Source organism: Chloroflexota bacterium (assembly GCA_038040195.1).
Lineage (GTDB): Bacteria > Chloroflexota > Limnocylindria > QHBO01 > QHBO01 > DASTEQ01.
Genome location: JBBPIR010000001.1, coordinates 182,675 through 208,149, shown reverse-complemented (window position 1 = coordinate 208,149; position 25,475 = coordinate 182,675). Strand labels below are relative to the sequence as shown.

The following is a 25,475-nucleotide window of genomic DNA, read 5'->3' as shown; positions in this document are numbered from 1 at the left end:
CGTGGTTTGGGTGCCGGTTTATGGCCAGCTGCCCTTTCCGTTGTCAGCCAGGACGGTGGCCACGGAGGCCAACGCCATGAGCACAGCAAGTGACCACGCAAAGACAATGGCACGGATCTTCCGGATCCTGGTGACCATGGGCGGGCTCCTTCCCGGCGCGCCTCGTGGCCCGGCCCCCGATTCGAGGGGTCGCTCAGGCGACCACTCTGCGGCAGCGTATGGGGATGATTCGGGCGGTGTCAAGTATTTCTATAGTCTGGAGATGGGCGCGGGGCAGACGTGCAATCAAGTGGCGGTATAGTGGCGTCGATGGGGTCTCCCCGGTCCACCCAGCGCAAGGCTCGGGTGATCAACGTGGTCGACAACCGGCCATTGGCACGGGCCATCGGCGCGAATGTGCGTCGACTGCGGACCGCGGCCAAGCTCACGCAGCGAGGGCTCGCCGAACCGCGCTTCACACCGGCCTACGTCAGTGCCCTGGAGAATGGACTCGCGAAGCCGTCCATGGCCGCGCTCCAGTACTTCGCTGAACGGTTGGCGGTCCCGATCGGCGCGTTTCTGCCCTCGGAACCGGGTCTAGCGGATCGGTTGGAGGCGGATCTCCGGCTGGCGTCAGGCGACCATGAGAGCGCCCTATCGGCATATCGGGGCCTGCTCGATTCGGCGACCGGCGAACGGGCTCGGGCGGAGATCCTGCGCGGCATGGCTGAGAGCCTGTGCCGGCTCCGGCGTGGCGGCGAGGCCATCGGTCTGGCGGCCGAATCGGTGGTCATCTTCGAGCGGCTGCATCGGGACGCCGATCTCGCCTACGCGAGCTACTGGCTGGCCTATGCACATCACCTGGCGGACAGCTCGGCCGAGGCCCGTGCCATCCTCAAGGGGCTGCTGGACCGGGTTCGGCAAGGGTTGGATGTGCTCCCCGAATTCAAATTCCGGGTCCTGGTCGCGTTGGCGGACGTCGAGAACTGGGAGGGAGAGCACGACCGCGCGCTCGCCTACCTGGAGGAGGCCCGCGGTCAGGTCGCCGACCTCGATGATTTCCGGAGGGCGATCCTGCTTCTGAACCTGTCCCGGAGCTATGGAGACGTGGGAGACAACGAAGCCTCGTACCGGGCGGGCAGCCAGGCTCTGGGCATCTTCAAGATGCTGGAGGCCAGACAGGAAGTCGCTTCACTGGAGAACACCCTTGCCCTGACCATGCTCCGGCTCGGCAACCTGGACCGCGCTCGCGACTTCGCCGATCAGGCCCATGCGCATGCGGACCTAATGCTGGACGCGACATTCCTGCCCCATGTGCTGGACACCGAGGCACAGATCGCGCTGGCCCGGGGGGAGCCCGAGGTGGCGCTGGACAAGCTGGCCGAAGCGGCGCGAGATGCCGAGGGTGGGAGGAATCCCGAGGCGGCGGCCGCGATTCACCACACCCGGGCTCGCGTATTGGCTGCCCAGGGTCAGACCGATCAGGCCCTGGTCGAGTACGACCTAGCCGCGCAGGCGTATCGGGATCTTGGTTTCACCGGCCGCCTGCGCCCGGTGCTCTCCGAATGGGCGGAGCTGTTTGGCCAGATGGGCAAGCCGGCCGAGGCGGTCGAGCTCTACCGCGAGGCGCTAGCGCTCAAGCCGCGGGGGTAGCCGGCAAGCTAGCCGTCGAGCGGCGCGCCTCCCACTCGGCGACCGCCACGAACAGGAGACCGCCCGCGATGGCCAGTCCTCCCCACACCGAGCCGACGGCGGCTGGGTGGTCTGGGAACAGGACCGATGCGACGCCGAACACGCTCAGGGCCGTCGCGGCGCTCCAGGTCGGGATTTGCCAGCCCGGCGTGCGGAGCGCGGCGAGCAGGGCGGTCAGCTCGATGCCAACCGCCAGGGCCGCCATGTCGGACAGGCGCTGGACGTGGTGTGGAGGCCCCGAAAGCTCCTGCGCGGCCGTGCCCATCGCCACCGCGTAGGCGATCAGGGGGACGGCGCCGAGCAGCGCGATCGCCAATAGCCTTGGACTGATCCGGTTTGGTGGCCGGAGGAATTCGGCGCGGGCGGGATGGAGCGCCCATAGCAGCGCCAGCGCGGGGACGAGGATCACGAGGGGTTCCAGGTTCTGGGAATCCCGGGCCAACACCGAGCCCGCGGCAAACGATGGGATGACCAGAGCCGCCTGCTGGAGTCCCGCGATCCTGCGCTCCGGGTGGCGCAGCTGGGAGGCCACCCCAACCGTGAGGATGAGGCCCACCAGCGCCCCATAGCCGATCTCGGTGACTGGCCCCGCGACGCCCTCCAGGTCACCGAACCATCCGATCACCAGCGATGTCAGGCCGAAGAAGATGAACCCGAACAGGACAACCAAGAGCGCGGCCAAGACCGTGAACGCGAGACGCCGTGGGTTGGAGATGCGCGCTGCGACCAATCAGGTATCCGGCGTGGTGGCGAGCTCACTCATCGGTCCTCCCGCGTGGGCCTGGCGGGTATGTGCGGAGAGCCTAGCAGCGGAGGCAAGGGATCGGCTGGTAATCGAGCGGTCAGCGCCCATGCGGACGATGGGCTGCGTGCCCGAGGTCAGCCGGTTCTTCGGCATCGTGATCCGGATGAACTACGACGATCACGAGCCACCGCATTTCCATGCCGAGTACGCCGGCAGTCGTGCGGCGATCGACATTCGTTCGTTGTCAGTGCTGCGCGGAGAGTTGCCCGGCCGCGTGCTGGGGTTGGTCATCGAGTGGGCGGTTATGCACCAGGCGGAGCTGGAGTCCGACTGGGAACTCGCGCGACAACAGCTGCCACCGCACAAGATTGCGCCGCTCGGCTAGCATCGGGCCGTGTTGACCATCCAGGCTGTGACACCACTCGACGACTACTGGGTCAGGCTGCGGCTGAGCAATGGGCAGGAGGTCGAGCGAGGTCTGCGAGACGCTCTGTGGGGACCGGTCTTCGAGCCGCTTCGCCGCGACTACGAGCGGTTCCGGACGGTTCGTGTCCGGTGGGGAACGATCGTCTGGGGACGTGACCTCGATATCGATCCAGAAACCCTGATCTGGGGAGGGCCGCCCCCTCGAGACGCGGCCGCCCGTCCGGTTGCGCGCCTTGAGCTGGGACGGCAGGCGGGCGACGAGCCCATCGTTCAGATCTGAGCGACTACGACCAGCCGGGTACGCGCACAGGGCCAGGTGGCCTCGAAGGCAGGAACTGGGCATCGGTCGGGTTGCCGGACTCGTCGCGGAAGATGACGTTGGAGTCGCGGTTCGAATTGAACGGGGGACGTTGGTGGCGAGCTCGGTCATCGGTCCCCCCGCGTGGGCCCTGCGGGTATGGGCTCAGGTGGGCGCCGGAGCCTGGGGAGAGGGTAGCAGCGGGGGCAATGCCTACGGGCGGTGGATCGTGAAGCCTGCGGCCTCGTCGACGAGTTCCTCGGGAATCCCCAATAGGCCGGCCACCCCAATGTCCTCATCAATGTCCGGCCACCGAATCCCGGTCCCGAACGCCGTGATCTTCCAATTCCGGCGCTGACTTTCACTGGCGCCTTGGAGTCGCGGAAAGCGGGACAGCGGCACGCTGATCTCGCGCCCGTCGCTCAGGGCCACGAACAGTCTGGCGCGGGTGAAGCGCACGCTCGTGGCCAAGGCCGGCTCGATACGCAGACTACGTGCCGAAATAGTCATTCCATCTGGCCAGGAACTCGTCCCGGTGGTCCTCCACGATCTCAAGGATCTGCCGTAGCTGTCGTGCAGTGTACGCCCGCGATGACGCGACCTCGACATCAGCCAGCCAGACTTTGGCGGCACCGGATTGGCCTTGCCAGGTGTCCTCGGAGGCGAGCAACTGGGCATCGGTGGGGTGCCCACACTCGTCAGCGAACGACCATCTTCCAGAAGGAGTCCTTGCGCGTCACGAGGCCGTCGCGGAACGTCCACAGGTCGCAGCCGCGGTACTCAAGCCGCTGTCCGTCGGGTGTGATGCCGGTCAGGGTCCACTCCGAGACGCCGCGGTCTCCGGTGACGAAGTGCGTGTCCTGGCCGTAGTGGACGTTGGGAATGTCTCGGATCCGTCCTTCCATGGCCTCACGGACGGCCTGCTTGCCCTCGTAGCGGCGTCCCCAGGGCTCCGGTCCGCGTGGCGATTCGAAGACGGCGTCATCGGCGAAATAGACCATGAATGCGTCAAGGTCGTGTCGATTGAAGGCCACGACCATGTCCTGGAGCATCTCGACGGTCGACTTGGGTGTCATGGTCATCGGTCTCCTGGGTCGGGTTCGAGAGGGTAGCATCGGCGCACACGGAGATTCAGATCTCTGGTGGAGTGGGAGGATCCATGTCCAGTCGCACCCAGCGGATCGTGAGCGACCTGGAAGAAGGACTGGCCTGGCAGGTTGGGGTCTGGGATCGCATGTCCCAGGTCTATCGGCGTGAGATCGACAGTCGGCTGACGCCCGTGGTGGACCAGCTGCTTGCCCGGGCTGGATTACAGCCGGGCGAGCGGGTCCTCGACCTGGGGACAGGGACGGGGGCCGTGGCGGAGAAGGCTGCCCTCGCGGTGGGGGTTGATGGGCACGTCCTCGCTGTCGACCCCAGCCCCGAGATGCTCGCACTGGCCGGGCGACGGGCCGACCAGGCATCGGTCAGGTTCCAGCTGGCTGAAGGGTCCGGGGAGAACATACCCGCAGCCGACGGGTCCTTCGATGTGATCCTCGCATCGCTGTCGTTGATGTTCGTCATCGACCGAGCCGCTGCTGCGCAGGAGATGGCGCGCGTCCTGAGGTCAGGCGGTCGCCTGGTCGCCTCGGTGTGGGCGGGGCCCGAACATTGCGATCTCGTCCTCTTCCAGCGGACGGTCAGCCAGTTCGCCCCTCCGCCCCCGGTTCGGGGTGTTGGTCCCGGCGCGCTTGCGGATCCGCAGCCATTCCTTGACGAGCTGGCACGGGTCGGCATCGAGGCACGCGTGGAAACCGAGATGACCGGGTTCGACTTCCCGAATCTGACCTTCGCGTGGGACGTGCTCGCCGGCGTCACCGCGGCATCGCTGACCCCGGACCTTCAGCGGCAAGCCCAGCAGGCGATCCAGGACACGATGTGGCCCGACCCCAGCCAGGCTCGCCATTTCAGCAACCTGACCCAGTGCATCATCGGGGTCCGCGCCTGACCGCAGGTGCCAAGGCGTCAGCGCACAGATGCGAGCGACTGCTGCTGCTCCAGGTTCGACACGCGGCGGGCGATTAGGCGGCTCAGGAGCCGAGGATTGGCTGCTACCAGGTCGCGCAGGATCCGGACCAGTTCAGGGTCGAACTGTCGGCCGGCATGCCGCTGGAGCTCTGCCATGGCCCATTCGACGCTGCGGGCCGGCTTGTAGGGCCGGCGACTGGTGATGGCATCGAACGCATCCACGACGCGGACGATCCGCGCCTCGAGCGGGATCCGGTCGCCCTTCAGGCCATCGGGATAGCCGCTGCCGTCCAGGTTCTCATGATGCCAGCGCGCAATGCGCCGCGCGGTCTCGAAGCCGACCCCCTGGGACAGGATCGCCTCGCCAAAGATCGGGTGCTGGCGCATGAGGACCCATTCGTCGGCGGTAAGTGGGCCGGGCTTGAGCAGGAGGGCGTCGGGAATGTGCAGCTTGCCAACGTCGTGGAGCATCGCGCTCCAGCCGATATTCGCCGCATCTTCCGGCCTGAGGCCGGCCGCGGTGGCCACCTCCTCGGCAAGCAGCTGAACGCGGACAATGTGATCGCCGGTGTCGGAGTCCTTGGCCTCCGCTCCCCGGGCCAGGGCCACCATGCCGTCCCGCTCGCGCTGCGCGATTTCGATGGCCGCGGTCCGCCAGCCGAGAGCCGCTTGTCGGGCGCGGTCAAAGAGGACGCCGGTGATCGCGCCGACGGCCACGAACATCACGGCACGGATGAGCCATGCATCGACCTGCTCGGTCCCGCCCGGCAGCCTCAGCCACTGGGCAAGCGGTCCGAGCAGCACCGACACCGCGAGGCTCACCGGCAACGCCCCCCGCCAGCCGTAGGCGTAGGCGGCGATGAGGATCGGCAGATAGCCCAGGTGGTTCAGCGGGTTGGGCGAACCGCCCGTCAGGCGAACCGCGACTAACGCCATGAGGCCGGTGAGGGGGATCAGCGCTGCCGCGGCGAGCGCCCGCCAACTTGTGCGGTCTGCACGCCCGAGGCCGGACTTGGCCGACAGGACCTGCGCGAGTTCGCGGCTGGCTGCCCGTCTCCCTTCGAGCGTCACCCACGCATTGTCCGCGCGCACCGTCGCTGGGCCTAGCGCGCCTTAGGTCCCATAGCCCGGCGGTACCAGCGTCCTGGATCCCGGTCGCGGCGCGACTGCGGTTAGAGTTCCTAATCTCCGAACGAAGTCTCCTTGACGACCGTGCCGGAACGATCGAACGTGCGCCACGTGCCGACCTCCTTGCCGCGGTCGAACGCGCCGCTACGCATGAGGGAGCCATCGGTCCGATAGAAGGACCACGCGCCGTGCATCTCGCCGTTCAGTCGGAAGCCGGTGTACTTGATCCGGCCGTTGGCGTAGTGCGCGGTCTCCTCGACGGGCTCATCCGTTGAGGCCACGGGTTGAGTATGGCCTCAGGTGCCGCCGTGGCGAGAGAGCGTCTACTTCTTCGTGGTCCCGGACTTAGCGGTGTCCTTCTTCTTCTTCTTCTTCGTGGCCTTGCTCTTTGAGCCAGGTCCCTTGTCGCCCATGTCAGTCTCCTCGGGTTTGGACTGTCGACACTGCGCGTCGGCTCATCGGTATGGTGCGCCGCGGGGTCAAGCGGCGAGCTGAATCATGTGTCCCGTGGTTCGAGGATGACGACCTGCGTCTGTCGTGACCGGCGGGCGGCCAATTCATCGAGACCCTTGTCGTAGACGGCCCACCGGTCCCACAGGCGAGAGCGCTCGTCCCCTTCGGCGGCACGTATGTGGACGGGGCGCGATCCATCGGTCAGGTCGACGGTGACGTCCGGGCGAGCCTGAACGTTGAGCCACCACGCGGGCTCCGGATCGCCCCAGCCGTTCATGGCCATCGTGACCAGGTTGGGGCCGTCCTCGAAGTAGCCGAGGATGGCTACCCGCTCCGCGCCCGTGCGCCGGCCGACCGTTCGGAGCCGCATCATGCCCCAGTTTTCGGCAGTCGGCTTCCGCAAGCCGATCCTTCCGCCGGTGATGGCGTACACGGCACGATGCATCACCCAGAAGAAGCGGATGAACCAGCGTGGCGGGAGTCGTTGGGGACGCTCGGGTTCTTCAGACATTGGTCTACCTCGTATCAGTGTCGCCTGCGCCGGTGACGGTCAGGACGACGTTTCCGGTTTTCTGGCCCGTTTCAACGTAACGGGTTGCCTCGATCACGTCCTCCAGCGGGGTACAACTGCCTTCATCGGATCACGCCCCCTTTTCGGTCCGAATCGCCGTCAGGGCTCGCGCCTCGCGCTCTTGGGGGATCGCTTCGTACGCGGCGAGGTGCCCCAGCCCACGCAGCCGACCGCTGACGTAGGCTCCGAGATAGGTCAGTACGAAGCGCACGGCGCCGAGCTCTTGCCATTGCCCGACGTGGACGAGCTCGTGCGCGAGCAAGCGTTTGTCGCGCTCATGGCCACGTGCGATCAGGACCCACCGACCCACGGTCGTCCCGGCGATGCCGGGAAGAAGGAACGGCACGACCACGATGCGCGCCCGCTTCAGGTCCGAGGTGTTCACTTGTTATGGCCATCGTCCGACTTGGGAAGCTTCGCGTTCTGGGCGTTGAATCGCGTCTGAAACAGCCGATACTCGCGGATCCCTTCGACGGCAAGCACTCCCGATAGGACCACGGATTCCACGACCAGCGTCCAGCCGAGCGCATCGGGCCAAATGAATCCCACCACAACCGGGACCGCAACGATGAGGGCGGCAATCAGGCCTGCGACCAGGAAGCTCGATCCGGTGGCGCCGGTGATCTTGCTGGTTGCGATCGTCATGCTTTCGTTGTCTTCGGCGCCGGCGAAGGTCGCCCCGCCGCTGGCGAGGACCGTGAGGAAGAGCAGGGCTGCGAAGACGCTGACGAACAGGTATCCCGTGGCGATGGTCGGATCATCGGCAAGCCATAGGAGAGCGACGACGGGGCCCGCAATGAGGGCTGCCAGAGCTCCGAGGGCGTACCAGGGAAGCGTCCACAGTGGGCGTCGGAGACCGCGGAAGTAGGTTGTTTCATCGGCGCTCATCAACGCGTTCCAGCCGAACGTGACGGGCAACCAGGCGAGGGCGCCCATTAGCAGGACAGCGGCGAAGCCGGCTACGGCGGATGCCCATTCGGGAGGCGTGTGAAAGAACCCGTCGGCGAGCGGGAGGTTGAGGCTGTCCACCCACGCCATCACGCCGCTGCCGAAGTCAGGAATCAGCGAGGCATGCAGCAATCCGGCCACGATTCCGCTCGCCACGAACACCCGCATCGTCAGCAACAGGAGCACGCGCGCGTGCCGTCGCATGGCGGCGACCTGGAGTCGCGGGTCCGTGAGTGGTGCCGCGTACGCCTTCGGGCCGCCGAGCGCGAAGAGGCGTGACGCCACGATGGCGACAAACTCGGTGGGGTTCCTCCAGTACACGACGTGATCCCAAATCGTCGACGCGAGGTTTCGGATCTTGTATGAGCGGATCTGCTTCCCGGCCACGTCCAATGGCCCCACCGGCGCCGGGTCCGCCGATGCCCACAGGTCCAGCCACTCCAGCCCCGGCTCCACCGCAACCACCTTCGCCCAGTCCGACTCGATGTCCTCCCCGGATTCGGTCCAGATCCGTCTGGCGGAGTTGAGCAGGGCGAATTCGGCAATGACGGCGAGGAGAACGGGCACGGCGATGAGCGGCCAGGGAGCCTCGGCCAAGAACGCCAGCACCGCTATCCCGAGGAAGGCCGCACCGCCCACCGCAGAAAGGGTCTGCACTCCCGTCTGCGATCCCCGTGCCATGGTCAGGACGAACGTGAGCTTTCGCACGGCCTGGCCGTAGGTGACGAACAGACCGATGGGCGCCGGCTTCGGCGACCCCTCCTTGGCGACAGGCGGACGACCGATCAGCTCATGCTTCAGGGCGTACCAGGACACGGCCGTCCCCTGGGAGTGGGCGACCACCGCGACCGTGGCGCATTCGCGGAGCAGGACCTGCAGATCTGACCGCACCTGGGTTGCCATGGCGCCGAAGCGCATGGGACTCCGGGTGAGGACGTAGGCGTCGCCGAACCCGTTCGCCAGGCCTCGCTGCAGCGCGCGGGCGAACTCCGCGATGAAGGGGAGACGCGTGACCGCGAGCAGAACGAATGCCATGGCCAGCGCGGTTACCACCAGCCCCACGATCGCGGCTCCCAGCAGCATGACCGTGCCGGCAAGCAGCGTGATGGGGATGAGCGCGATGCGAAGAAGTCGGGGGACCGATTCCCCGATCTCCATTCGTTGCACGATGCCCGCCACCTGGGTGGCAAAGACCCACGGGCCGACGGTGACGGCCCATCCAGCAAGCTCAGCGTAGGTTGCCGGTCGGAAGACGTCGGCCCATGAGGATTCGGCGACGACCCAGTGTGCCGGCGCGCCCGTGCCGGTCGGCGGTGTGATCCGGACCACCGCATGGGCGGTCGGGATGGCATCACTGGATGCCTGCCGAAGGGCGACGTCGAGCACGTCCACCTGGGCGCCGCCGGGCCCTCCCGGGCTCTCAACTCGCCGCCTGAGCCATCTGAAAATGTAATCACCCTCCTCGGTCAGGGTGTCGCCGCGCATCTGCTCGCCAATGCCGTGAACGAGAAGGATGCCAAGGGCATATTTGCGCCGGAGCCCGAGGCGGCGTCGACTGTCCTTGATCCCCTCGTCCAGCTCAGCCGACTGGATCAGCTGCTGACCTTGTCCAGTCGCTGCAGGAGTCGGTGAGCGGCCAGCTCAACCTCCTTGTGCCGCCACTCGGCGGCTCGGTACACGCAGGCGATCAGGCCAGTGCGGTGGATGCGGATGAAGTCGCCAAAGACGAAGCCGTATCGGGCCTTGGTCTCGTCCTCGGCACCTTCGGTCAGCCCGAGGTGCCACGCGGCGTACTCGGCCCATGAGTGGGACTTCAGGTACCTGTTCTCATCCCTGGCGGTCGGCTGCGCCTCGCCCCAGTCGCTATCGACCACATAGCGGCCGGCATCGATGAGCTTCCGGGCATGCGTTACCGCGCGCTTGTTGACTTTGTATTCGGCCACCGCTGCTCCTCAGCCTCCCCGTCCACGAGCGCCGGGTCAGCCGACCAGGCGTGCTGTCACGCGGCCGTCAGCGTTGACGGACACCGCGGTCGGCACCAGGGCGATTCCGTATTTTCGCGCCAGCTCGGGACGTTCGCGAACGTCCACGGTCACCAGGTGACGGCCGTCGGCTTGGAGGTCATCGACCATGTCGCGGCAGTCCGTGCACAGCGGATGGCTGAAGGCCACCACCAGCTCGCCACCGACCGGGAACGCGGCACCCATGTCCGCCAGCTCAATGCGGTCGAACTGGTGGGCCCGGATCCCGCGCAGACGCGCGCCAATCCGGTACATCTCGCAGCCGACGCACAGCCCGGTGCTCGCGGCCAGCAGTGCCAGCCCGGCTACCAGCAGGCCGAGTGCCGCACCCACGGCCGGCAGTCCAACGGCGTATGCGAGGGTGGCGGTGCCCAGCACCAGCAGGCCGACCTGGTTGGCGAAGCGGGGCGGGCGACTGTCCTCGATGGGTCCCTCACCGATACGCGGCTGGACCAGTTCGAAGTAGGCCACGCAGGCCACGCAATAGCGGCGCCCGAACCGAAGGCCGATCGCGAGCTGCAGCGCGAGCATGGCCAGGATCGGCCACCAGCCGGTGAGCACCGCGAGCAACGAGAGGCTGCCGATGGCGGCCTGGTTGAATCGCGGCGCACGGGCGTCGATGACGTCGAGGTCGCGGTAGGGATCTGCGGTTCGAAGGACTGAAGGGGGCATATCGCCTCGCTGGGGCACGTGGAGAGAAGGCAGCGAACCGACCGGGATCGGTCTCGAGCGGGCGGGAGGAGAGGCCAGGGCGTCGCTTGGAGCGACGTTCGCGCACACGCGGCGCGGGTCAGGCGAGAGGGATCCTCCCGCCTAGCGACAGGCGCAAGAGCAGGTGGCGTGCGTTCGCGAACTGGTCATGTGCTGGCCGCGAAGCCTACGCCTCCGCCGTTGTATCGGCAAACACAGGGTTGAGGGGTGTCCTCTCAGGCGTTCTGCGTTGTCCTCGACCGCCGAGGCGAGGCGGGCACCTGCTCGGCCCCACGCGGCTGATAGGCTGGCGGCGTGTCGTACGAGAGCAACGTCGGAGAGATCAGCGCGATCTACCAAGCCGCGGCAGCCGTTCCGCGCATTCGCGGCCCGAATAGCTCGATGTTGTTCGTGGCGCCGGGATCGATGACGAGACGCCAGTTCGGCATGTTCCGACGCGACATGAAGGCGCGGTCCGGCGGCCCCGATGCCCATATCCATCGGACCTTCTCCGAGTCCTTCTATGTCCTGCGGGGAACAGTCCGCTTCTATGACGGGACGGGTTGGGTAGACGCGACCGCCGGGGACTTCCTGTATGTGCCGAAAGGCGGAATTCACGCCTTCAGCCACGACTCCGACAAGCCGGCTTCGATGCTGATCCTCTTCGCCCCAGGCGCGCCCCGCGAGCGCTACTTCATGGAGGTTGATGAGATTGCCAGATCCGGCAAGCAGCTGAGCGACGCGGAGTGGACCGAGCTCTGGGCTCGCCATGACCAGTACATGGTGGGCTGACGGCCCTCATTGAGCGGATCCATGTCGAGTCGCACCCAGCGAATCGTGAGCAGCGCCTCCCTCGCGGCTTACGTCGTCGCAGGTGCCGGGCTGGTGGGGCTGGTGACCGCCGGCCTGTCCTTCATGGCCGACCAGCCGTGGGGGACGCTGAACGACGGCGCCCTGCTGGTGCTGACCGCGGCCCTCGCCCCGCTCATGCTTTCTTTCTACGAGCTGGGTGGTCGAACGCCGACCCGGCTCGCGCAGTTGGCCCAGACGCTCGGCTGGGTCTCGGTGTTGACTTTCTGCGTGATCCAGGTGCTCCAGATGGCTGGCGCGGTGGTCATCGACTGGGACACCGCCGCCCGTGGCGCGTTCGGGGTGGGGAGCGGGGCGCTCGTTTATATCGGTCTGTGGATCGCGGGCGCCAACCTGCTGGCGGGACCATGGCTGAACCAGCTGCGTTGGCTGGGTGTGGCGGCCGGGGTTGCCGGGGTGTTATACGCGGCAGGCCTGCTGCTCGGCGGTGTGGACACCGGGTGGACGTCCCTGGGCGGAATCGCCTACCTAATCCTGCTGCCGGCGTGGGCTTTCCTGATGGCGCGCCTCCTCGGTCATCGCTCTACGGTGCTTCCGTTAGGGACCAGAACCAAAGGTGATCCCGGTCCGCCAAGGGCTATCCGTGGCTGAGTAGGGGCCTCCCGGACATGGGGAGGCCACGACTCCCGAGCCGGAGCGGTTGCCCGTTCCGGGGGAGTCGTGGCCTACAGGGGTTAGGGTTACGCGAGGACAGGCGTTCCGTGCAGGAAGGCCAGGTCGCCGACGTAGCTGGTGATCAGCCGGACCCGGTCGGAGACGTTCTCCTTGACCCAGGTCGAGGACAGGGTGACAGACTTCTCAGCCTGCTCACGGGTCTCCCAGACGGTGACAGAGCAGGCCTTGCGGCTGCCGATGTCCGCGACTCCGTACTCGATGAAGCCAGGCTCCGTCGAGAAGCGGGGGAGCATGCCGTCCTTGGTCAGGCCGGCCAGCTCCTGGAAGCTGCCCTTGGTGATGTCGTAGATCGCAAGTCGAATGTGCTTCACGATGTTCTCCTTGTAGGGATTCGGCCAGTCGATACGAAGCGAAGTTCGCTCGTGACCGACTTCGTTCGAAGGTCATGAGATCAAACGGTTCGCAGCCTTGCAGCCGTTGATGGGAATCATAGCACAAGTAGCCTGTGATAGTCTAGTGACAAATCTGCTTCTAGTCTTTCAGAGGAGATACAGGTGCCTAGCAGAGGAGATACAGGTGCCTAGGGTCGAGTTCGAGGCCGATACCGAGCAGGAGCTCGTCAACCTCGCCTGGCGATGGGTGATGGGGCCACGGCGCGAGCCCGATGACGGTCCTGCGGGAGCCGGCGTTGATGAATCAGAGCTCCGCCGTCGCCAGCTGCTGGAGGTGCTGCACGCCATCCGCGGGGTGGACAGTCGCCGCCTGGTGCGCGAGGTCGCCGAACTGTCGCTGAACAATGAGGTCCTCGTCCTGGACGAAGCCCTGCGGCAGCGGTACGGGAAGAGCACCGGTACGGCATTCGCCGGGATCGTGGCCGGCCCCAACAAGGTGATGCGTCGGGTGGCTCGTCGGGATCTCCTGGTCTGGGATGCCGCGGCGGAGGGCTACCGCATGCATCCCTACGACGCCGAGATCGTGCTGACGACCTGGTCCCAAGCGTAGTCCCGGTCGACGAACGGCGATGGCGGCTACCATCGGGCTGCCATGCCTGAATCGATCCCCAAAGACCTCACCGACCTCCTGACCACGAACGTCCTGGGCCACGTATCCGCGATCCGGCGCGACGGCACGATCGCGCAGTACCTGATGTGGGTCGACTACGACGGGAAGCACGTCCTGACCAGCTCGATGGTCGGCTCGCGCAAGGCCGCCAATTGGCGGCGCAATCCCCAGGTCAGCCTCTCGGTGGTGGATCGCGACGACGACTGGCGCTTCCTGATCATTCGCGGCCGAGTTGTCGATACCCGCCCCGACGAGGGGCTGGCATTCATCGACAAGATGTCCGTGCGCTATACGGGCCAGCCGTACCGATTCCGGGAACGCCCCCGCGAGATCTTCGTGATCGAGCCGGACTACGTGCGCGCCTCCGGCGGCCGGGCCTAGACCTGCCAGTGAACTGAGGCGACCTCGGCCGCACCCTTGATCCCTTTCAAGTTCACAGACCGGGTCTCAGAGACCGAAAAGGTAATGGCGCCGGCCGCCTGGAGGGTCTGCGTGGTCACCAGGATCTCGTCCCGGTCCGCCAGCGCCCCCACCCGAGCTGCCTCGTGGACCGCCTTGCCCCGATAGTTCACTCCGCTGTGGGTGGCCTCGGCGGTATGGAGCCCGATCCGCACCCACGGGGCGAATCCGTGCTTTCTCCGATGAGCGGTCAGTGCTCGCTGGATGGCTACCGCGCTTTCAACCGCGGCTCGCGGCTCCTCGAAGGCCACGAAGAATCCGTCGCCGGCGTGGCTGACCTCTTCCCCTCCGTGCCGAGCGAACAGCGATCGGAGGGTCTTGTCGTGCCAGCTGATGAGCTCCTCCCAGGCTTGATCTCCGATGGCCTCGATGAGGTCGGTGGAGCTGACCATGTCGGTAAACATGAACGTCCTGACCTGTCGTTCTCCGGTCGCTGCCTGACCAGCGCCGTGGCGTTCCAACAGCGCATCGACCCGGTGGAGATCGGGCTGTGCGCCCAGCCGTTCGAAGGTCGACCGGGCGGCCTCGAGCACCTGGATGGACGCCGTCTCGTCGCCCGTGGCCCGATAGGCCTCGGCCAGGCGAGCCCTGACCTGAGCGCCTTCATACGGGGCCCCGATCGCCTGCCACAGCTGCTGCCCACGCTCGAGGCTCGCGATGGCGGCCGCGGCGTCTCCCTGTGCCAGCTGCACGGATCCGCGGGCGGTGGCTGCGGCGGCCTGGAGAGCCGTGGAGCCATAGTGACCGGCAGTGGACTCCAGCTCGGTGGCTGCCGCGTTCGCGGTCTCTGGGTCTCCGGTTGCCAACGCGATCTCCACCTGGGCGGGGAGCAGATGGCCGCGCCCCAGTGGGTCCTTGGCGCTGTCGCCGGTGAATGCAAGAGGTTCCTCCGTCTCCGACAGGGCGCGCCGGATCGAGCTTGCCGCCGCGGACTGGTCCCCCTGGGCCAGCCGGAGGAGGGCAAGACCGGGCTCAGGATCTCGTCCCAATTCGAATGCGCGCTGGAACGCCTCCTCGGCGGCGGCGAAGTCGCCCATGCGGAGCCGGACCTCCCCGACCTCGTAGTAGCCCCAACCGGCTGGCACGAGTAGGCGGAAGCGCTCCAGCTCGGTACACGCCTCGCGGGCCTCCTGCTCGGCCTCAGGCCAGGTTCCGCGCAGACGCATGATCTCGGCCCGATGCACCCGGCAGATGCCGGGGTAGCCGCCAATGCGCTGGCGGCGCATCTGCCGATCCGCCTCCTCGGTCCATTCCAAGGCGCGCCGCCAGTCGGACAGATCGCGACAGGCGTCGATGGTGCTGCAGTAGACGTTGGCCGTGGCCCAGGGGTGCAGCTCACCTGCCATGGCCGCTACGGTGGACTCATCGATGAGCGCCAGTCCCTTGGCGACCTCTCCCTGCTTGACCAGGGCGCGACCCTTCAGGTTGAGACTCAAGGCCTCCACGTCGCGATTGCCATACGCGCGACCCAACTCGAGTCCCTTGTCGGCGAAGCGCATACCCTCCTCAAGCTCGCCCCCCACGATCATGCGGAAGGCCATCAGGCATGCGAAGAAGCCGTTCATGGCCGATTCCGACTCGCCGTCGAGGAGGCGCTCGGCCCGGCCCATCCAACCGGCGCCAATCGGGCCTGCCAGCCGCTGGAATGCGAACTCGGCGAGCCGGAGCGCGAGCCCTGCCGCCTGCTTCTTGTCTCCCGCCTCCACGTACGCGGCGTACGCTCGCTCGAAGGCGTCATCGCGCTCATCCGGGTGGCCGGACCACCACCCAGCCTCAGCCATCAGCTCGAGGTCGGCCACGGAAAGCGGCTCAGCCTTGTCGGCTTCGCGAAACAGGTCGCGCGCCTCGTCCCAGGCATGACGGACCATGGCTTCCCTGGCCGCTGGAAGGGCCGACTGCGTCGCTTGGCTCATGCCCCCTCGCTGCGCGTTCCTGTGAACTCTAAGCCCATCGGCGATGAACGCCTAGTCGGTCGCATCAGGTCAGCTCGACGAGCTTGAGGACGGTTCTCCAATTCCGCAGCGTGCTGGTCGTCCCCAGGCGGGAGTCGAAGTACGCGTTGGTGAGCCTGGATCGGGCCACACCGTTGGGAAGGCGGAGATAGATCTCCCGACCGCGAACCGCAAACTCGTCGGGCGGCGAGCGGTCCGGGTCCAGCGTTCCGACCTTTGCAGGCGTCGGTCTGGCGGCCAGGAACGCGACATGCAGCGTTCCGGTGTCGGACTCCTTTGGAAGGAACGGGTTGTTCTTCGCGGCATCGTGAAGTTCCGCTGCCGTGCAGGTGACCACAGGGATGGTGAGTCCAAATTGGACCGAGATGGCCTTCTGGATGGCGGCGGGAATCCGACGGGCGAGGCTCGGGGTCGCCCGGAAGATGACGTTGCCGCTCTGGACGTAGGTCTGGACATCGGTGCAGCCCGCATCGGTAAAGAGCGCGCTGAGGCTCTTCATCGGCAGGCGGTTCTTCCCTCCGACGTTGATCCCGCGCAGCAACGCCACGTGGACGTCCGACCGGTCGACCTCTGCGATCGCGCTCTCCCGGAGAACTACCTCACGATGATGTCGAAGCGTGCGAAGGTGCCGTCCTCCCGGTCGGAGGCGTACCAGACCTCGTAGTTGCCCGGCTCGTTCGGAGCCGTCAAGGTGATCGGACTCCCTTCGGCGGTGTATGCGTAGTCCAGGTACGTCCCGTCCGGGGAGCCGGCTGGAACGACGGTGATGTAGTCCTGGGGCCCGTCCGGGCCGGTCCATTCCACCTGGAAGTCGGCCCCCGCGTCCACCGCTACCGGCGCCTCCAGCGTGATGATCATCTCGGTGACGGTGATGGGTCGGCGGGCGAATACCGTGCGGTCCGTCCCGGCCACGTACCAGATCTCGTACTGTCCGGGATCGATCGCCGCTGTCAGCGTGCCGGTTGGTCCGACCGAGGTGTAGAAGAAGCTCTCGTCAAGCCACGCCGTGGCGCCAACCGCCACGACTGTGACGTAGTCCCCCGGCCCGTCGGGGCCGTTCCAGCCGACATCGAAACGTGAGCCTGCCATGACCTCGCCGGGTGCCGTCAGGGCGCCCGTGAACGGCGTGACGGTGATGGGCCGGCGGGCGAGGACCTCCTCGTCGTCCCCCGTGACGTACCACAGCTCGTAGTCGCCGTCCTCGGTCGATGCCACCAGCGTGCCGGTGCTGCCAGAGGAGGTGTAGAAGTAGGGCTCATCGGTCCACCCCGTGGCACCGAGCGCCACGATCGTGATGTAGTCGCCCTGTCCGTCGGGACCGGTCCACGACACCTCGAAATCGGCTCCGGCCTCGACTTCGTCGGGCGCCTCGAGGGACGCCTCGCCCGACCCGGCGCTGGCCTCCACGCTGCCGGTCGGGCTGCCTGATGCTGCGGCCTGGCACCCGGACACCAGGATGATGATCGCGACTGCGACAGTGCCGACGGCACCGAATCTCCGCCACCTGTTCACCTGAACGCTCCTCCTATTCGTGCGAGCTCATGGTAGCGTCGGACCAGAGGCAACGGCAGCCTACATTCCAGGTCGCGACTGCACGACGCCGTGGATGTTGCCCTCCGAGTCCTTGAACCAAGCAGCCTTGAAACCATCGGTATCGGTCGCGACGCCCTCGTCCGTCCTCAGCCCGGGCAGGTCGTACTCCTCGAAGACAACACCTCGGGCTCGGAGGTCCGCCACCGCGGCGTCAAAGTCCTCCACCATCCAGGTGGCGGCTTTCTGGGCGGTCCCAGCGAACATGGTCTCGTAGATAGCGAACTCCCCTCCGGGCGTCGTGTAGTTCATCCCGCCCGGGAACTCGGTGCTCGGGTTTAGGCCGAGCTTGTCCGCGTACCAGGCCTTGGCGCGGGCCAGGTCGGCGGCCGGAAGCGTAGCGACGAAACGAGCGTTGAAAGACATGAGGGCTGGCCTCCTGTTGGACGACGGCTGTGCCTGGCCAGGCCTAACCCGGGCAGGCGGCTCCGGTAGGCCGGCTTGGCCAGGGTCCTAGCTGCCGGGACGGCAGGAGACCCACACCACCTGGCGCCAGGTGGAGCCCCCGACGCTGACCTCGATGGCCGCGAACAGGGCCCACAGGTAGCGACGCGCGGAGCCGGCCAGCTGGGCAGACATGGGCGTCAGTCGGCGGCAGCCAGCTCGCGCGAGAGATCCAACGCGATGGAGTGCGCCTCGGTTATCAGTTCGTGGAACCGATCGGTCAAGGCCCGGCCCTGCTCCTCGGTTTCGGCGTTGCCGTTGAAGGGGTGGAAGACCAGGTCGTACAGGCTGCCGGCGGATCCGAAGGCAGCCAGGAAGTGGTCCAGGCCCCATCCGTCCCGGGCGCGGACCGCCCGGGCATCCGCCTCGATCCACTCCGCCCAGTGCTCCTCGCCGTGATCGCGCAGGAGCACGGCCACCTCGTCCATGAGGTTGGCGAGGTGATCGACGCTATGGGACACGGGCTATCTTGCCCCGCTTGAGCGCGCGGCTGCTGCGCTTTCGCGGCATATGTACCTAATCCGGACGTAAGGCGGCAAACCGTCGTCACCCCCAAAACCGAAACCGATGACCTAGGGCAGAAAGGTACGGGCCGCGTCAGGGTTGTGGCCGTCTGCTGGGCGCTGCTAGGTTGGGTCCCGATCCCACAGCGGAAAGGAGGCCCCCTTGTTTCATAAGCTGCCGCGAGCCCTGCTCGCCCTCCTCCTGCCAGTGATCGTCATGATCGCCTTCTCCGCCAGCGCCCTGGCGGCTCCCGGCGGGAAAGTCGACATTTGCCACTGGGCGAACCACAAGTACGTCCAGATCAGCGTTTCCGAGAACGCCATGCCCGCGCACCTGCGCCATGGCGATGTCCTCGCCGACGAGTACGGGGACTGCCCGTAGTCCAGCCCGCGCGCTGAACGATCTCCACCCAGTGGCGCCCTCCCGGGCGCCACTGGCGTCTCAAGCCCTCGGGGGTGCTTCTGACCGTGCCCGTCAACACACCCGTGCCCATGAATACACCGGTGACCGTTCCGACCGTGTCCATCGTCATGCCCTGCCTCAACGAGGAGGAGACGGTGGGCGTGTGCGTCACCAAGGCGCGCGGATGGCTGTCGGAATCCGGAGTCCTGGGCGAGGTGATCGTCGTGGACAACGGGTCCACTGACCGATCCATCGAGGTGGCCGCCCGGGCCGGCGCACGCGTGGTGCAGGAGCCGGTGCCCGGCTACGGACAGGCGTACCAACGCGGCTTCGCCGAGGCGCGCGGCGAGTTCATCGTGATGGGCGACTCCGACGACACGTATGACTTCAGCAACCTCACCCCCCTGCTGGAACCACTGAACCATGGCTCCGACCTCGTCCTCGGGAATCGGTTCACGGGTGGGATCCAGGATGGGGCGATGCCCTGGGCGCATCGGTACATCGGCAGCCCGATCATCAACTACCTCATCCGGCTGTTCATCGGCGCAGACATCGGGGACAGCCAGAGCGGATTTCGCGCCTTCAAGGGCAACCTGGCCGAGCGCCTCCGCCTTCGATCGGGAGGGATGGAGTTTGCCTCCGAGATGATCGTGCGGGCCGCCCGGGCCGGGCTGAAGATCACCGAGGTCCCGGCTTCGTACGGCACGCGGCGCGGCGAGAGCAAGCTGAGCACCGTCCGGGATGGCTGGCGACATCTCCGGTTCCTGCTCCTGGCAGCGCCCGACTTCCTGTTCATCCTGCCCGGCCTGACGCTGGCCTTCCTCGGCGTGGCAACGTTCGTCATCTCGTTCGCCACTCCGGTCGGGGTGCAGATCGGCTCGCTGACGTGGCAGCCGGTGTTCGCGGCCACCATCTTCCTGGCCATCGGCGCCAACACATTGCTGCTGGGCATGATCGCCAAGCTGCACGGTTGCGCCATGGGCCTGCTCCACGAGGACCGCTGGGTCAAGCTCTATCGGCGCCTGTTTCGGCTCGAGGGTGTGCTCGCCCTGGCGGCCCTCATGCTCCTGGTGGGTGCCGCCGTCGACGCGGGGCTGTTCTGGGTCTGGGCTTCGGAGATGCACCACCCGCTCGGACTCCAGCTCGCGTCGCTGGCCCAGACCCTGCTCATCGTTGGTGCCGAGCTGGGCATGGCCGCGTTCCTGGTCGTGACGATCGACCCGCCGTGAGTGACCTATATCGCCGGCGGCTGCGGATCGCCTACGTCTACGACGCGCTGTACCCCTTCCTGATGGGGGGCGCTGAGCGACGTTTTCTCGAGCTGGCCCAACGGCTCAGCGCCCGGCACGAGGTTCACTACATCACCTGGCAATTCTGGGACGGCCCCGCGGACCTGACCCAGGACGGGATCGCCCTGCACGGGGTGGGCACGCCTGCGCGCATGTACGGGGCCGATGGGAAGCGGACCGTGCGCGAGGCGGTCAGCTTTGCCGCTCGCCTCATGCCCGCCGTCCGAAGTGGTCGCTACGACGTGATCGATTGCGCCGCCACGCCGTACGTGCCCCTGTACGCCTGCTCGCTCGCGGCGCGCTTCACGAAGACGCGGATCGTGGCGACGTGGCACGAATTCTGGGGCGACCACTGGGTGGAGTACCTCGGCCATCGGGGCCTTGTGGCCCGGGTTGCCCGATCGACCGAGGCCGGAGCCGTGCGCCTCGGTCACCAGCAGGTGGCGGTGTCTCCGTTCACCGCGGACCGGTTGGCGGACGCGGGGTTGCCGGAGGAACGGATCCGGGTGGTGGGCAACGGACTTCCCCTGGAGGCGTTCGCCACCGCGCGGAGCTCCGGGGTCACCTCCGACATCGTCTTTGTGGGTCGCCTGATCGAAGACAAGCGGGTCGATCTCCTGATCGACGCGGTGGACCGCCTGCGAGCTCAGTTCCCCACCCTTCGCTGCCTCGTGATCGGGGATGGTCCCGAACGCCGGCAGCTGGAAGCCCAGGTCGCCGAGCTCAGCCTGGGGCAGCAAGTCTGGTTCCTGGGCCACGTCAGCGAAGCCGAGAAGCTCTCCCTGCTCAAGGCTTCTCGGATACTGGTCCTGCCATCGGTGCGCGAGGGCTTTGGCATCGCGGCCGTCGAGGGCCAGGCGGCTGGCCTAGTGCCGATCGTGATCCGCAGCCCGTTCAGCGCGGCGCCGGGCCTGATTCGTGACGGGGTGGATGGGCTGGTGTGCGATCCGAGCGCCGATGCGCTGGCCGGCGCGCTGCGCTCCCTCCTCGGCGATCAGTTCCGGATGGACCTCATGCGTGCGGCCGCGACCCAGTCGGCGCAGCGCTGGGATTGGGATCGGGTTGCCCTCGACATGGAGCAGGTCTACCTCGAGGTGGCACAACCCGAGGAGTCGGCCGAGGCTCGACTGCGGAGGTTGTCATGGCGATGACCGCGCGGGCGATGACCACGCGGGTCGGGCAGGTCGGGCGGATTGGGATGGCCCGATTGCCGCGGGTCGAGCCACTCGCCTCTGCGCTCCTCTTGCTCGCCGTCCTCGGTGGATTGGCCCTGGTGTTGGCAAGTACCCCGATAGCGGCGCGGGGCGACTACGGCCAGTGGCTCATGACCTCGCGCTTCTACCTGGGTCAGGACGTCCCGGAATACCGGACGATCTCGGCGCTGCCGCCGATGATCCCGCTGTTCCTGGCCATGGTCCAGTTCTTTGTGCCGGACCCGGTGTGGGCCCTCCAGATCGTCAACGTGCTGCTGATGGCGGGCCTGGGTTTGAGCTTCTTCGTGGCCGGGCTGGCTCTTGGGCGCCGTCCCCTGGCCGGGGTGTTCGCCGTGGTGATCGGCCTCCTGGTGACCGACCGCTACCTGGAGCTGTTCGCGTTCGGTGGCCTCCTGCAGGCAGGCTCGGTGATGTTCACCTCGCTCAGCGTGGCCGCCTTCGTGCGGGCTGGTCGTGGCCCGCGGCTGGAGCGGTCGTGGTGGGCGCTCGGCAGCGTGGCCCTTGCCTTGGCTGCCCTCTCGCACGTCGGCGCCGGAACGGTGGCGGTGCCGGTGGGTCTCGCGGTTGCAGGAGTCGGCGTCTTCCGGCTGCGGCGGCTGGGCTGGCCGCTGCTGCGCAATGCGCTGGTGCCGGTGGCCATCGGCCTGGCGGCCATTGCCGCCTACTGGCTGGTGGTCCTCCTGCCCGCCAGCGGCGACTACGTCACCAACCCGGCCAGCCTTGGCTATCGAGGCCCGGAGCGGCTGTTCAGTGCCCTGTTCGACTACTGGCCGACCGGTGTCGTGATCGTGGTCGGGATGGCGACCGTGGGCCTCGGTGCGCTGACCGAAGCCCTCCGCCGCACGGTGGATCGGTTCATGGTCCTGCTGGCCTGGACCGGCGTCACGTGGGGGTCGCTGCTGGCCGCGGTCGTGATCGGTGCCTCGACTGACTACCCCCGCTTCGCGCCGGTCCTGCTGGCCCCGCTGGTCGTGGCGTCCGCCCTCGCGCTCCTCGGACTTGCCCGCTGGTTCGGCCTCTACCTGCATGCCGTGGCGCCCCGCAGCCGGCCATCGGCATGGGTCCTGGCGGCTGCCGGGGTCGTGGTCCTGGCCGCCATTCCGTTCGCGGTCTCGCGCTACGACCGCCAGGCAACGACCTACCAGCCGCGCGACGCCGACGCGCTGACCGAAGCTGTCCTGTGGGTCGACCAGGCGTTGCCTGACAGCGACCTGGCGGTGCTGACCGCGGTCCGTGACGGGAAGTGGCTCGAGGGGCTGACCGGCCGCGAGGCGCTTTTCAGCCTGCCGGTCCGGTACGCCTTCCGGCCGGTCGAGTGGCAGCGCAGCGTCGACGCGGATGCGCTGCTGCGCTCCACCGCGGCCCTGACCAACGAGTTCTTCTTCCTCAAGTTCACCGACCAGGCCATGGCCGGGGAGCTGGCAGTGCCCACCGGCCTGCTGCTGGGCGCCAACCACGGCGGCGAGTACGTCGAGCTGCTGCGCCTGCCGCCATCCGCCACCCGGGTCTTCTCGGTCGACGGCGAGGCAACCGCGGCTGAGCTGACGGCAGTCGACGTCCGGCGAGAATGGACCGATCGCGTTGCCAGCATGCGCACCGACTGGCAGGGCGTGGCGGGCACCACTCCGGTGACGCTGGTGCGGACCGTCCGGCTGTGGCAGGACGGGGCTACGCTGCGACTCGCCGACCTGACGAGTGGGGTGGGGCTCGAGAGCGTCCTGTCGCCGCCGCAGGGCATGAGCTTCACGCTGATCGACATCACCGGCCGAGGAGCACGCGTCTGCTTCACCCGGATCGGCGCCCAGGATCCGTGCCTGCGGATCTTTGCCGTACAGGCCGATGCGGTCATCGAGCCGACCACCAGCGGCGGGTTGCGGATCCGAACCGCGGGCTCGTCGCGCCTGGATGTACTCGTCACGGCGTTGACCGGGTCGGGGCCGTCGGTCGGGCTGGGGGTGCTCGATCCAGAGGGGCTGGTGGCAACTCACCAGGTTGGCGCAGCCCTCATGCTCGCCTCCGATCCGTCGTTCGCGTTTCGGCGCCAGCGACTCGAGGCCCTCGGCTTCCACGTGATGCACACCTCGGGTCCGTATGCCGTCCTCGTTCGCGACGATCTCCTCGCGCCGGGCGCACGACGGTGAGTTCCGCGTCGCGGTCGACGGGTCTCCCGGAACCGATCCTGGTGGTCGGTGGATACGGCTACCGGAACGTCGGTGACGAAGCGATCCTCTCGAGCCTGCTACGCACCCTGGACGGGCGGCGGGTAACCGTCGTTTCGCGCCTGCCCGCCGAGACGGCGGCGATGCACGAGGTTCGGGCCGTCCCCATCGCCGCGGCACCCCGCGAGCTCCTCCGCCATCGGACGCTGGTCATCGGCGGCGGCGGGCTGTTCGGCGCGGACATGGGCCTGGTGGGACGACTGCTGCCGGCGTACGGTCTGGCTGCCTCCGTGATCGGCGTCACGGTCGTGCTGCACGGGGTGGGTGTCGACCGAGCCCTCCCTGCCACCACGGCACTCGCACTGCGGCACCTCGCCCGGCGCGCCACTCAGGTCCTCGTTCGGGACCGACGCTCGGCTGAGGTGCTGCGCGATTGGGGGGTCGACGCCGCGGTCGGCCCCGACCTGTCAGCCTGGCTGCCGGCAGCTCCTCCAGCCGTCGGGGCCGCGCTGCTGCGATCCGCGGGGCTTGACCCCCGGCGACCGATCGTGGGACTGAGCCTGACCGCCGTGAATCCGGAGGTGTCCGGGGCGGTGCTGGCCGCGGTGGCGGAATGCATCGACGCGCTTCCTGAGCTGCAGTTCTGCTTCATCCCGATGAGCCAGCACCCGTTCGTAGCCGGGCACAACGATCTCCTGATGGCGCGCCAGCTCCAGGCGCGGGAGCCGCGCCTCCGCGTCCTCGAGGGCACACCCCATCCTGCGCAGGTGCTGGCGGCCTTTGGGCACCTGGCCGCCGCGGTGTGCATGCGGTACCACAGCCTCCTGTTCGCGACTCGGGCCGGCGTTCCGACCATCCCGATCGCCTACGCGGACAAGTGTCGGACCTGGCTGGCCGAGCGCGGCCAGACGGCGGTCGAACCTGACGCTGCGGCGTTGATCGGTCACATCCGACGACTGGTGCCGGTCCGCAAGGCGGCCTCGTGACGGCGCGGAACCTGGCGCGCTGGGGGATCGGGATCGCGATCCTGGTGGCCCTGGTCCTGACCTTCGACGCGACGGGCATCGGTGGCCGCTTGGGGGACGCCAACCTGCCGTTGGTGCTATTCGGGGTGGTCGGCCTGTCATCCCTGCACCTGCTTGGGGCCGCCACATGGCGAACCCTGGCGCGGCGCCTGGTCGGGCTCCGACTCGACTGGTGGCCGACGGTCCGCCTCTACTACGCGGCGCAGGCGCTGGGCGGGTTCACGCCGGCCAACCTCGGGAGCGACGCATACCGGGTGGCTGTGGTGCGCGGCTCGGGGGAGGGCGTCCGGACTGCAGTACTGCCGATCGTGGTCCAGCGCGCGACGAGCTACCTGGCGGTCAGCCTCGTGGGCGCAGCCGCGCTCCTCATCGCATCCCGACCGACCGACTTCGCGGTGGGCGTGACCATCGGCGCCCTGGTCCTCGCCGGGGTTGTGCTCGGCATCGCCAGTCTGGTGTCAGTGGGTCCCGGCCGGCTGCGGCCCCTGCGTGATCGACTTCTCGGCCCGGGTGCGCAAGACCGCCGGCGGTTGGCGGGCGCGGTGGGCATCGGTCTGGCGCTCGGGGTCCTCTTTCATGCGATGGGCGTCGGCCTGACCTTCCTCGTCGTCCTGGCGGTCGACCCGGGCGCGGCGTCGCTGGCGGCTCTGGCCGCGGTCGCGGTCGCCCGGGTCAGCCTCCTCATTCCGCTCACCCCGAGTGGCCTCGGCGTCCAGGAAGCCGCCCTGACGTTGCTGTTCGTCGGCATCGGCCTGCCGGCCGAATCGGCGATCGCGGCTTCGCTGCTGGCCCGTCTGTCGCTGGTGCTGACCGCGGCCGTCGGTGCCGCAGCGCTCCTGCTTCCGGCAGGCCGGGCGGAGATCGTGGGAGGTACCGCCGGCGCGGGTCGGCGCTAGATCAGTCTCGGCTACCTCGTATCGGTCCGCGAGCGC

General features: G+C 67.7%; 31 protein-coding genes. 14 read left to right on the top strand and 17 right to left on the bottom strand.

Annotated elements, in window-relative coordinates; translation table 11 throughout:
* The first annotated feature begins 309 nt into the window (after window positions 1-309).
* The gene (locus AABM41_01125; protein ID MEK6190908.1) at window positions 310-1,632 is read left to right on the top strand and encodes a helix-turn-helix transcriptional regulator; all 1,323 of its coding nucleotides are present in this window, start codon (window positions 310-312) and stop codon (window positions 1,630-1,632) included.
* On the opposite strand, the gene AABM41_01120 is transcribed toward AABM41_01125, so the two are convergent.
* Window positions 1,616-2,401 carry a hypothetical protein gene (locus AABM41_01120; GenBank protein MEK6190907.1) on the bottom strand — a complete coding sequence of 262 codons (786 nt, stop codon included), beginning with the start codon at window positions 2,399-2,401 and terminating at the stop codon, window positions 1,616-1,618. The two genes, AABM41_01125 and AABM41_01120, sit on opposite strands and share 17 nt — an antisense overlap.
* Before the next feature lie 139 nt (window positions 2,402-2,540).
* Between AABM41_01120 and AABM41_01115 the strand changes: the two genes are divergently transcribed.
* On the top strand, window positions 2,541-2,801 hold the full coding sequence (locus AABM41_01115) for a DUF4160 domain-containing protein (GenBank protein MEK6190906.1): 261 nt from the start codon (window positions 2,541-2,543) through the stop codon (window positions 2,799-2,801).
* A gap of 12 nt (window positions 2,802-2,813) precedes the next feature.
* Window positions 2,814-3,122, top strand: coding sequence for a DUF2442 domain-containing protein (locus AABM41_01110; GenBank protein ID MEK6190905.1), 309 nt, complete (start codon window positions 2,814-2,816; stop codon window positions 3,120-3,122).
* A 231-nt stretch (window positions 3,123-3,353) separates the two neighbouring features.
* Here AABM41_01110 and AABM41_01105 read toward each other — a convergent pair whose 3' ends face one another.
* Together AABM41_01105 and AABM41_01100 are read right to left on the bottom strand one after the other, a co-directional pair.
* On the bottom strand, window positions 3,354-3,611 hold the full coding sequence (locus AABM41_01105; GenBank protein MEK6190904.1) for a DUF2442 domain-containing protein: 258 nt from the start codon (window positions 3,609-3,611) through the stop codon (window positions 3,354-3,356).
* Window positions 3,612-3,838: 227 nt separating this feature from the next.
* On the bottom strand, window positions 3,839-4,222 hold the full coding sequence (locus AABM41_01100) for a nuclear transport factor 2 family protein (protein MEK6190903.1): 384 nt from the start codon (window positions 4,220-4,222) through the stop codon (window positions 3,839-3,841).
* A 77-nt stretch (window positions 4,223-4,299) separates the two neighbouring features.
* Between AABM41_01100 and AABM41_01095 the strand changes: the two genes are divergently transcribed.
* Window positions 4,300-5,127 carry a class I SAM-dependent methyltransferase gene (locus tag AABM41_01095; protein MEK6190902.1) on the top strand — a complete coding sequence of 276 codons (828 nt, stop codon included), beginning with the start codon at window positions 4,300-4,302 and terminating at the stop codon, window positions 5,125-5,127.
* Between the two features lie 17 nt (window positions 5,128-5,144).
* Here AABM41_01095 and AABM41_01090 read toward each other — a convergent pair whose 3' ends face one another.
* The 7 genes from AABM41_01090 to AABM41_01060 all read right to left on the bottom strand — a co-directional run bounded on the left by AABM41_01090 (window position 5,145) and on the right by AABM41_01060 (window position 10,940).
* On the bottom strand, window positions 5,145-6,218 hold the full coding sequence (locus AABM41_01090) for an HD-GYP domain-containing protein (protein MEK6190901.1): 1,074 nt from the start codon (window positions 6,216-6,218) through the stop codon (window positions 5,145-5,147).
* Window positions 6,219-6,328: 110 nt separating this feature from the next.
* Window positions 6,329-6,556 carry a hypothetical protein gene (locus AABM41_01085; protein MEK6190900.1) on the bottom strand — a complete coding sequence of 76 codons (228 nt, stop codon included), beginning with the start codon at window positions 6,554-6,556 and terminating at the stop codon, window positions 6,329-6,331.
* Window positions 6,557-6,771: 215 nt separating this feature from the next.
* Window positions 6,772-7,239, bottom strand: coding sequence for a nitroreductase/quinone reductase family protein (locus AABM41_01080; protein ID MEK6190899.1), 468 nt, complete (start codon window positions 7,237-7,239; stop codon window positions 6,772-6,774).
* Window positions 7,240-7,369: 130 nt separating this feature from the next.
* Complete coding sequence (locus AABM41_01075) at window positions 7,370-7,684, bottom strand: DUF4157 domain-containing protein (protein MEK6190898.1); 315 nt, start codon at window positions 7,682-7,684, stop codon at window positions 7,370-7,372.
* On the bottom strand, window positions 7,681-9,732 hold the full coding sequence (locus tag AABM41_01070; GenBank protein ID MEK6190897.1) for a hypothetical protein: 2,052 nt from the start codon (window positions 9,730-9,732) through the stop codon (window positions 7,681-7,683). Before AABM41_01070 ends, AABM41_01075 begins: the two co-directional genes overlap by 4 nt.
* A gap of 107 nt (window positions 9,733-9,839) precedes the next feature.
* Entirely contained in the window at window positions 9,840-10,190 is a 351-nt protein-coding gene (locus AABM41_01065) for a hypothetical protein (GenBank protein ID MEK6190896.1), read from the bottom strand.
* Between the two features lie 36 nt (window positions 10,191-10,226).
* Window positions 10,227-10,940 (bottom strand): DUF4395 family protein, encoded by a 714-nt coding sequence (locus tag AABM41_01060; protein MEK6190895.1) that lies wholly within the window; start codon window positions 10,938-10,940, stop codon window positions 10,227-10,229.
* Between the two features lie 333 nt (window positions 10,941-11,273).
* Here AABM41_01060 and AABM41_01055 point away from each other — a divergent pair, with 333 nt between their 5' ends.
* Both AABM41_01055 and AABM41_01050 read left to right on the top strand, forming a co-directional pair.
* Window positions 11,274-11,750, top strand: a complete 477-nt coding sequence (locus AABM41_01055; protein MEK6190894.1) for a cupin domain-containing protein — start codon at window positions 11,274-11,276, stop codon at window positions 11,748-11,750.
* 45 nt (window positions 11,751-11,795) lie between these two features.
* Window positions 11,796-12,419 carry a hypothetical protein gene (locus AABM41_01050; protein ID MEK6190893.1) on the top strand — a complete coding sequence of 208 codons (624 nt, stop codon included), beginning with the start codon at window positions 11,796-11,798 and terminating at the stop codon, window positions 12,417-12,419.
* Window positions 12,420-12,508: 89 nt separating this feature from the next.
* Here the strand turns inward: AABM41_01050 and AABM41_01045 are convergent, their stop codons facing one another.
* Window positions 12,509-12,814, bottom strand: coding sequence for a hypothetical protein (locus AABM41_01045; protein ID MEK6190892.1), 306 nt, complete (start codon window positions 12,812-12,814; stop codon window positions 12,509-12,511).
* Window positions 12,815-13,019: 205 nt separating this feature from the next.
* On the opposite strand from AABM41_01045, the gene AABM41_01040 reads away from it, so the two are divergent.
* Window positions 13,020-13,445 carry a hypothetical protein gene (locus AABM41_01040; GenBank protein ID MEK6190891.1) on the top strand — a complete coding sequence of 142 codons (426 nt, stop codon included), beginning with the start codon at window positions 13,020-13,022 and terminating at the stop codon, window positions 13,443-13,445.
* 42 nt (window positions 13,446-13,487) lie between these two features.
* Window positions 13,488-13,886, top strand: coding sequence for a pyridoxamine 5'-phosphate oxidase family protein (locus tag AABM41_01035; GenBank protein MEK6190890.1), 399 nt, complete (start codon window positions 13,488-13,490; stop codon window positions 13,884-13,886).
* On the opposite strand, the gene AABM41_01030 is transcribed toward AABM41_01035, so the two are convergent.
* The 6 genes from AABM41_01030 to AABM41_01005 form a co-directional block, all read right to left on the bottom strand.
* Window positions 13,883-15,877 (bottom strand): adenylate/guanylate cyclase domain-containing protein, encoded by a 1,995-nt coding sequence (locus tag AABM41_01030; GenBank protein MEK6190889.1) that lies wholly within the window; start codon window positions 15,875-15,877, stop codon window positions 13,883-13,885. The two genes, AABM41_01035 and AABM41_01030, sit on opposite strands and share 4 nt — an antisense overlap.
* Before the next feature lie 64 nt (window positions 15,878-15,941).
* Window positions 15,942-16,463, bottom strand: a complete 522-nt coding sequence (locus AABM41_01025; GenBank protein ID MEK6190888.1) for a DUF1697 domain-containing protein — start codon at window positions 16,461-16,463, stop codon at window positions 15,942-15,944.
* Between the two features lie 47 nt (window positions 16,464-16,510).
* Window positions 16,511-17,428, bottom strand: coding sequence for a hypothetical protein (locus AABM41_01020; protein ID MEK6190887.1), 918 nt, complete (start codon window positions 17,426-17,428; stop codon window positions 16,511-16,513).
* A 60-nt stretch (window positions 17,429-17,488) separates the two neighbouring features.
* Window positions 17,489-17,872: a VOC family protein gene (locus AABM41_01015; GenBank protein ID MEK6190886.1), complete on the bottom strand. Its 384-nt coding sequence runs from the start codon at window positions 17,870-17,872 to the stop codon at window positions 17,489-17,491.
* An 87-nt stretch (window positions 17,873-17,959) separates the two neighbouring features.
* Window positions 17,960-18,085: a hypothetical protein gene (locus tag AABM41_01010; GenBank protein MEK6190885.1), complete on the bottom strand. Its 126-nt coding sequence runs from the start codon at window positions 18,083-18,085 to the stop codon at window positions 17,960-17,962.
* Between the two features lie 5 nt (window positions 18,086-18,090).
* Window positions 18,091-18,411 (bottom strand): hypothetical protein, encoded by a 321-nt coding sequence (locus AABM41_01005; protein ID MEK6190884.1) that lies wholly within the window; start codon window positions 18,409-18,411, stop codon window positions 18,091-18,093.
* A gap of 205 nt (window positions 18,412-18,616) precedes the next feature.
* Here AABM41_01005 and AABM41_01000 point away from each other — a divergent pair, with 205 nt between their 5' ends.
* The 6 genes from AABM41_01000 to AABM41_00975 all read left to right on the top strand — a co-directional run bounded on the left by AABM41_01000 (window position 18,617) and on the right by AABM41_00975 (window position 25,439).
* A complete protein-coding gene (locus tag AABM41_01000; protein ID MEK6190883.1) occupies window positions 18,617-18,835 on the top strand; it encodes a hypothetical protein in 219 nt (72 codons plus the stop codon).
* Between the two features lie 122 nt (window positions 18,836-18,957).
* A complete protein-coding gene (locus tag AABM41_00995) occupies window positions 18,958-20,085 on the top strand; it encodes a glycosyltransferase family 2 protein (protein MEK6190882.1) in 1,128 nt (375 codons plus the stop codon).
* Window positions 20,082-21,296 (top strand): glycosyltransferase family 4 protein, encoded by a 1,215-nt coding sequence (locus AABM41_00990; protein ID MEK6190881.1) that lies wholly within the window; start codon window positions 20,082-20,084, stop codon window positions 21,294-21,296. The genes AABM41_00995 and AABM41_00990 overlap by 4 nt, the downstream gene beginning before the upstream one ends.
* The gene (locus AABM41_00985; GenBank protein MEK6190880.1) at window positions 21,293-23,500 is read left to right on the top strand and encodes a hypothetical protein; all 2,208 of its coding nucleotides are present in this window, start codon (window positions 21,293-21,295) and stop codon (window positions 23,498-23,500) included. Before AABM41_00990 ends, AABM41_00985 begins: the two co-directional genes overlap by 4 nt.
* On the top strand, window positions 23,497-24,504 hold the full coding sequence (locus AABM41_00980) for a polysaccharide pyruvyl transferase family protein (protein MEK6190879.1): 1,008 nt from the start codon (window positions 23,497-23,499) through the stop codon (window positions 24,502-24,504). The genes AABM41_00985 and AABM41_00980 overlap by 4 nt, the downstream gene beginning before the upstream one ends.
* Complete coding sequence (locus AABM41_00975; protein ID MEK6190878.1) at window positions 24,501-25,439, top strand: lysylphosphatidylglycerol synthase transmembrane domain-containing protein; 939 nt, start codon at window positions 24,501-24,503, stop codon at window positions 25,437-25,439. The genes AABM41_00980 and AABM41_00975 overlap by 4 nt, the downstream gene beginning before the upstream one ends.
* The last annotated feature ends 36 nt before the right edge of the window (window positions 25,440-25,475 follow it).

What these genes read in the sequence shown, in the direction of transcription:
- AABM41_01035 (MEK6190890.1), top strand. Translation starts at nt 13,488, where the DNA reads ATGCCTGAATCGATCCCCAAAGACCTCACCGACCTCCTGACCACGAAC.
- AABM41_01015 (MEK6190886.1), bottom strand. Translation starts at nt 17,872, where the DNA reads ATGTCTTTCAACGCTCGTTTCGTCGCTACGCTTCCGGCCGCCGACCTG.
- AABM41_01095 (MEK6190902.1), top strand. Translation starts at nt 4,300, where the DNA reads ATGTCCAGTCGCACCCAGCGGATCGTGAGCGACCTGGAAGAAGGACTG.
- AABM41_01125 (MEK6190908.1), top strand. Translation starts at nt 310, where the DNA reads ATGGGGTCTCCCCGGTCCACCCAGCGCAAGGCTCGGGTGATCAACGTG.
- AABM41_01070 (MEK6190897.1), bottom strand. Translation starts at nt 9,732, where the DNA reads ATGCGCGGCGACACCCTGACCGAGGAGGGTGATTACATTTTCAGATGG.
- AABM41_01010 (MEK6190885.1), bottom strand. Translation starts at nt 18,085, where the DNA reads ATGTCTGCCCAGCTGGCCGGCTCCGCGCGTCGCTACCTGTGGGCCCTG.
- AABM41_01030 (MEK6190889.1), bottom strand. Translation starts at nt 15,877, where the DNA reads ATGAGCCAAGCGACGCAGTCGGCCCTTCCAGCGGCCAGGGAAGCCATG.
- AABM41_01080 (MEK6190899.1), bottom strand. Translation starts at nt 7,239, where the DNA reads ATGTCTGAAGAACCCGAGCGTCCCCAACGACTCCCGCCACGCTGGTTC.
- AABM41_01060 (MEK6190895.1), bottom strand. Translation starts at nt 10,940, where the DNA reads ATGCCCCCTTCAGTCCTTCGAACCGCAGATCCCTACCGCGACCTCGAC.
- AABM41_01100 (MEK6190903.1), bottom strand. Translation starts at nt 4,222, where the DNA reads ATGACCATGACACCCAAGTCGACCGTCGAGATGCTCCAGGACATGGTC.
- AABM41_00985 (MEK6190880.1), top strand. Translation starts at nt 21,293, where the DNA reads ATGACCGCGCGGGCGATGACCACGCGGGTCGGGCAGGTCGGGCGGATT.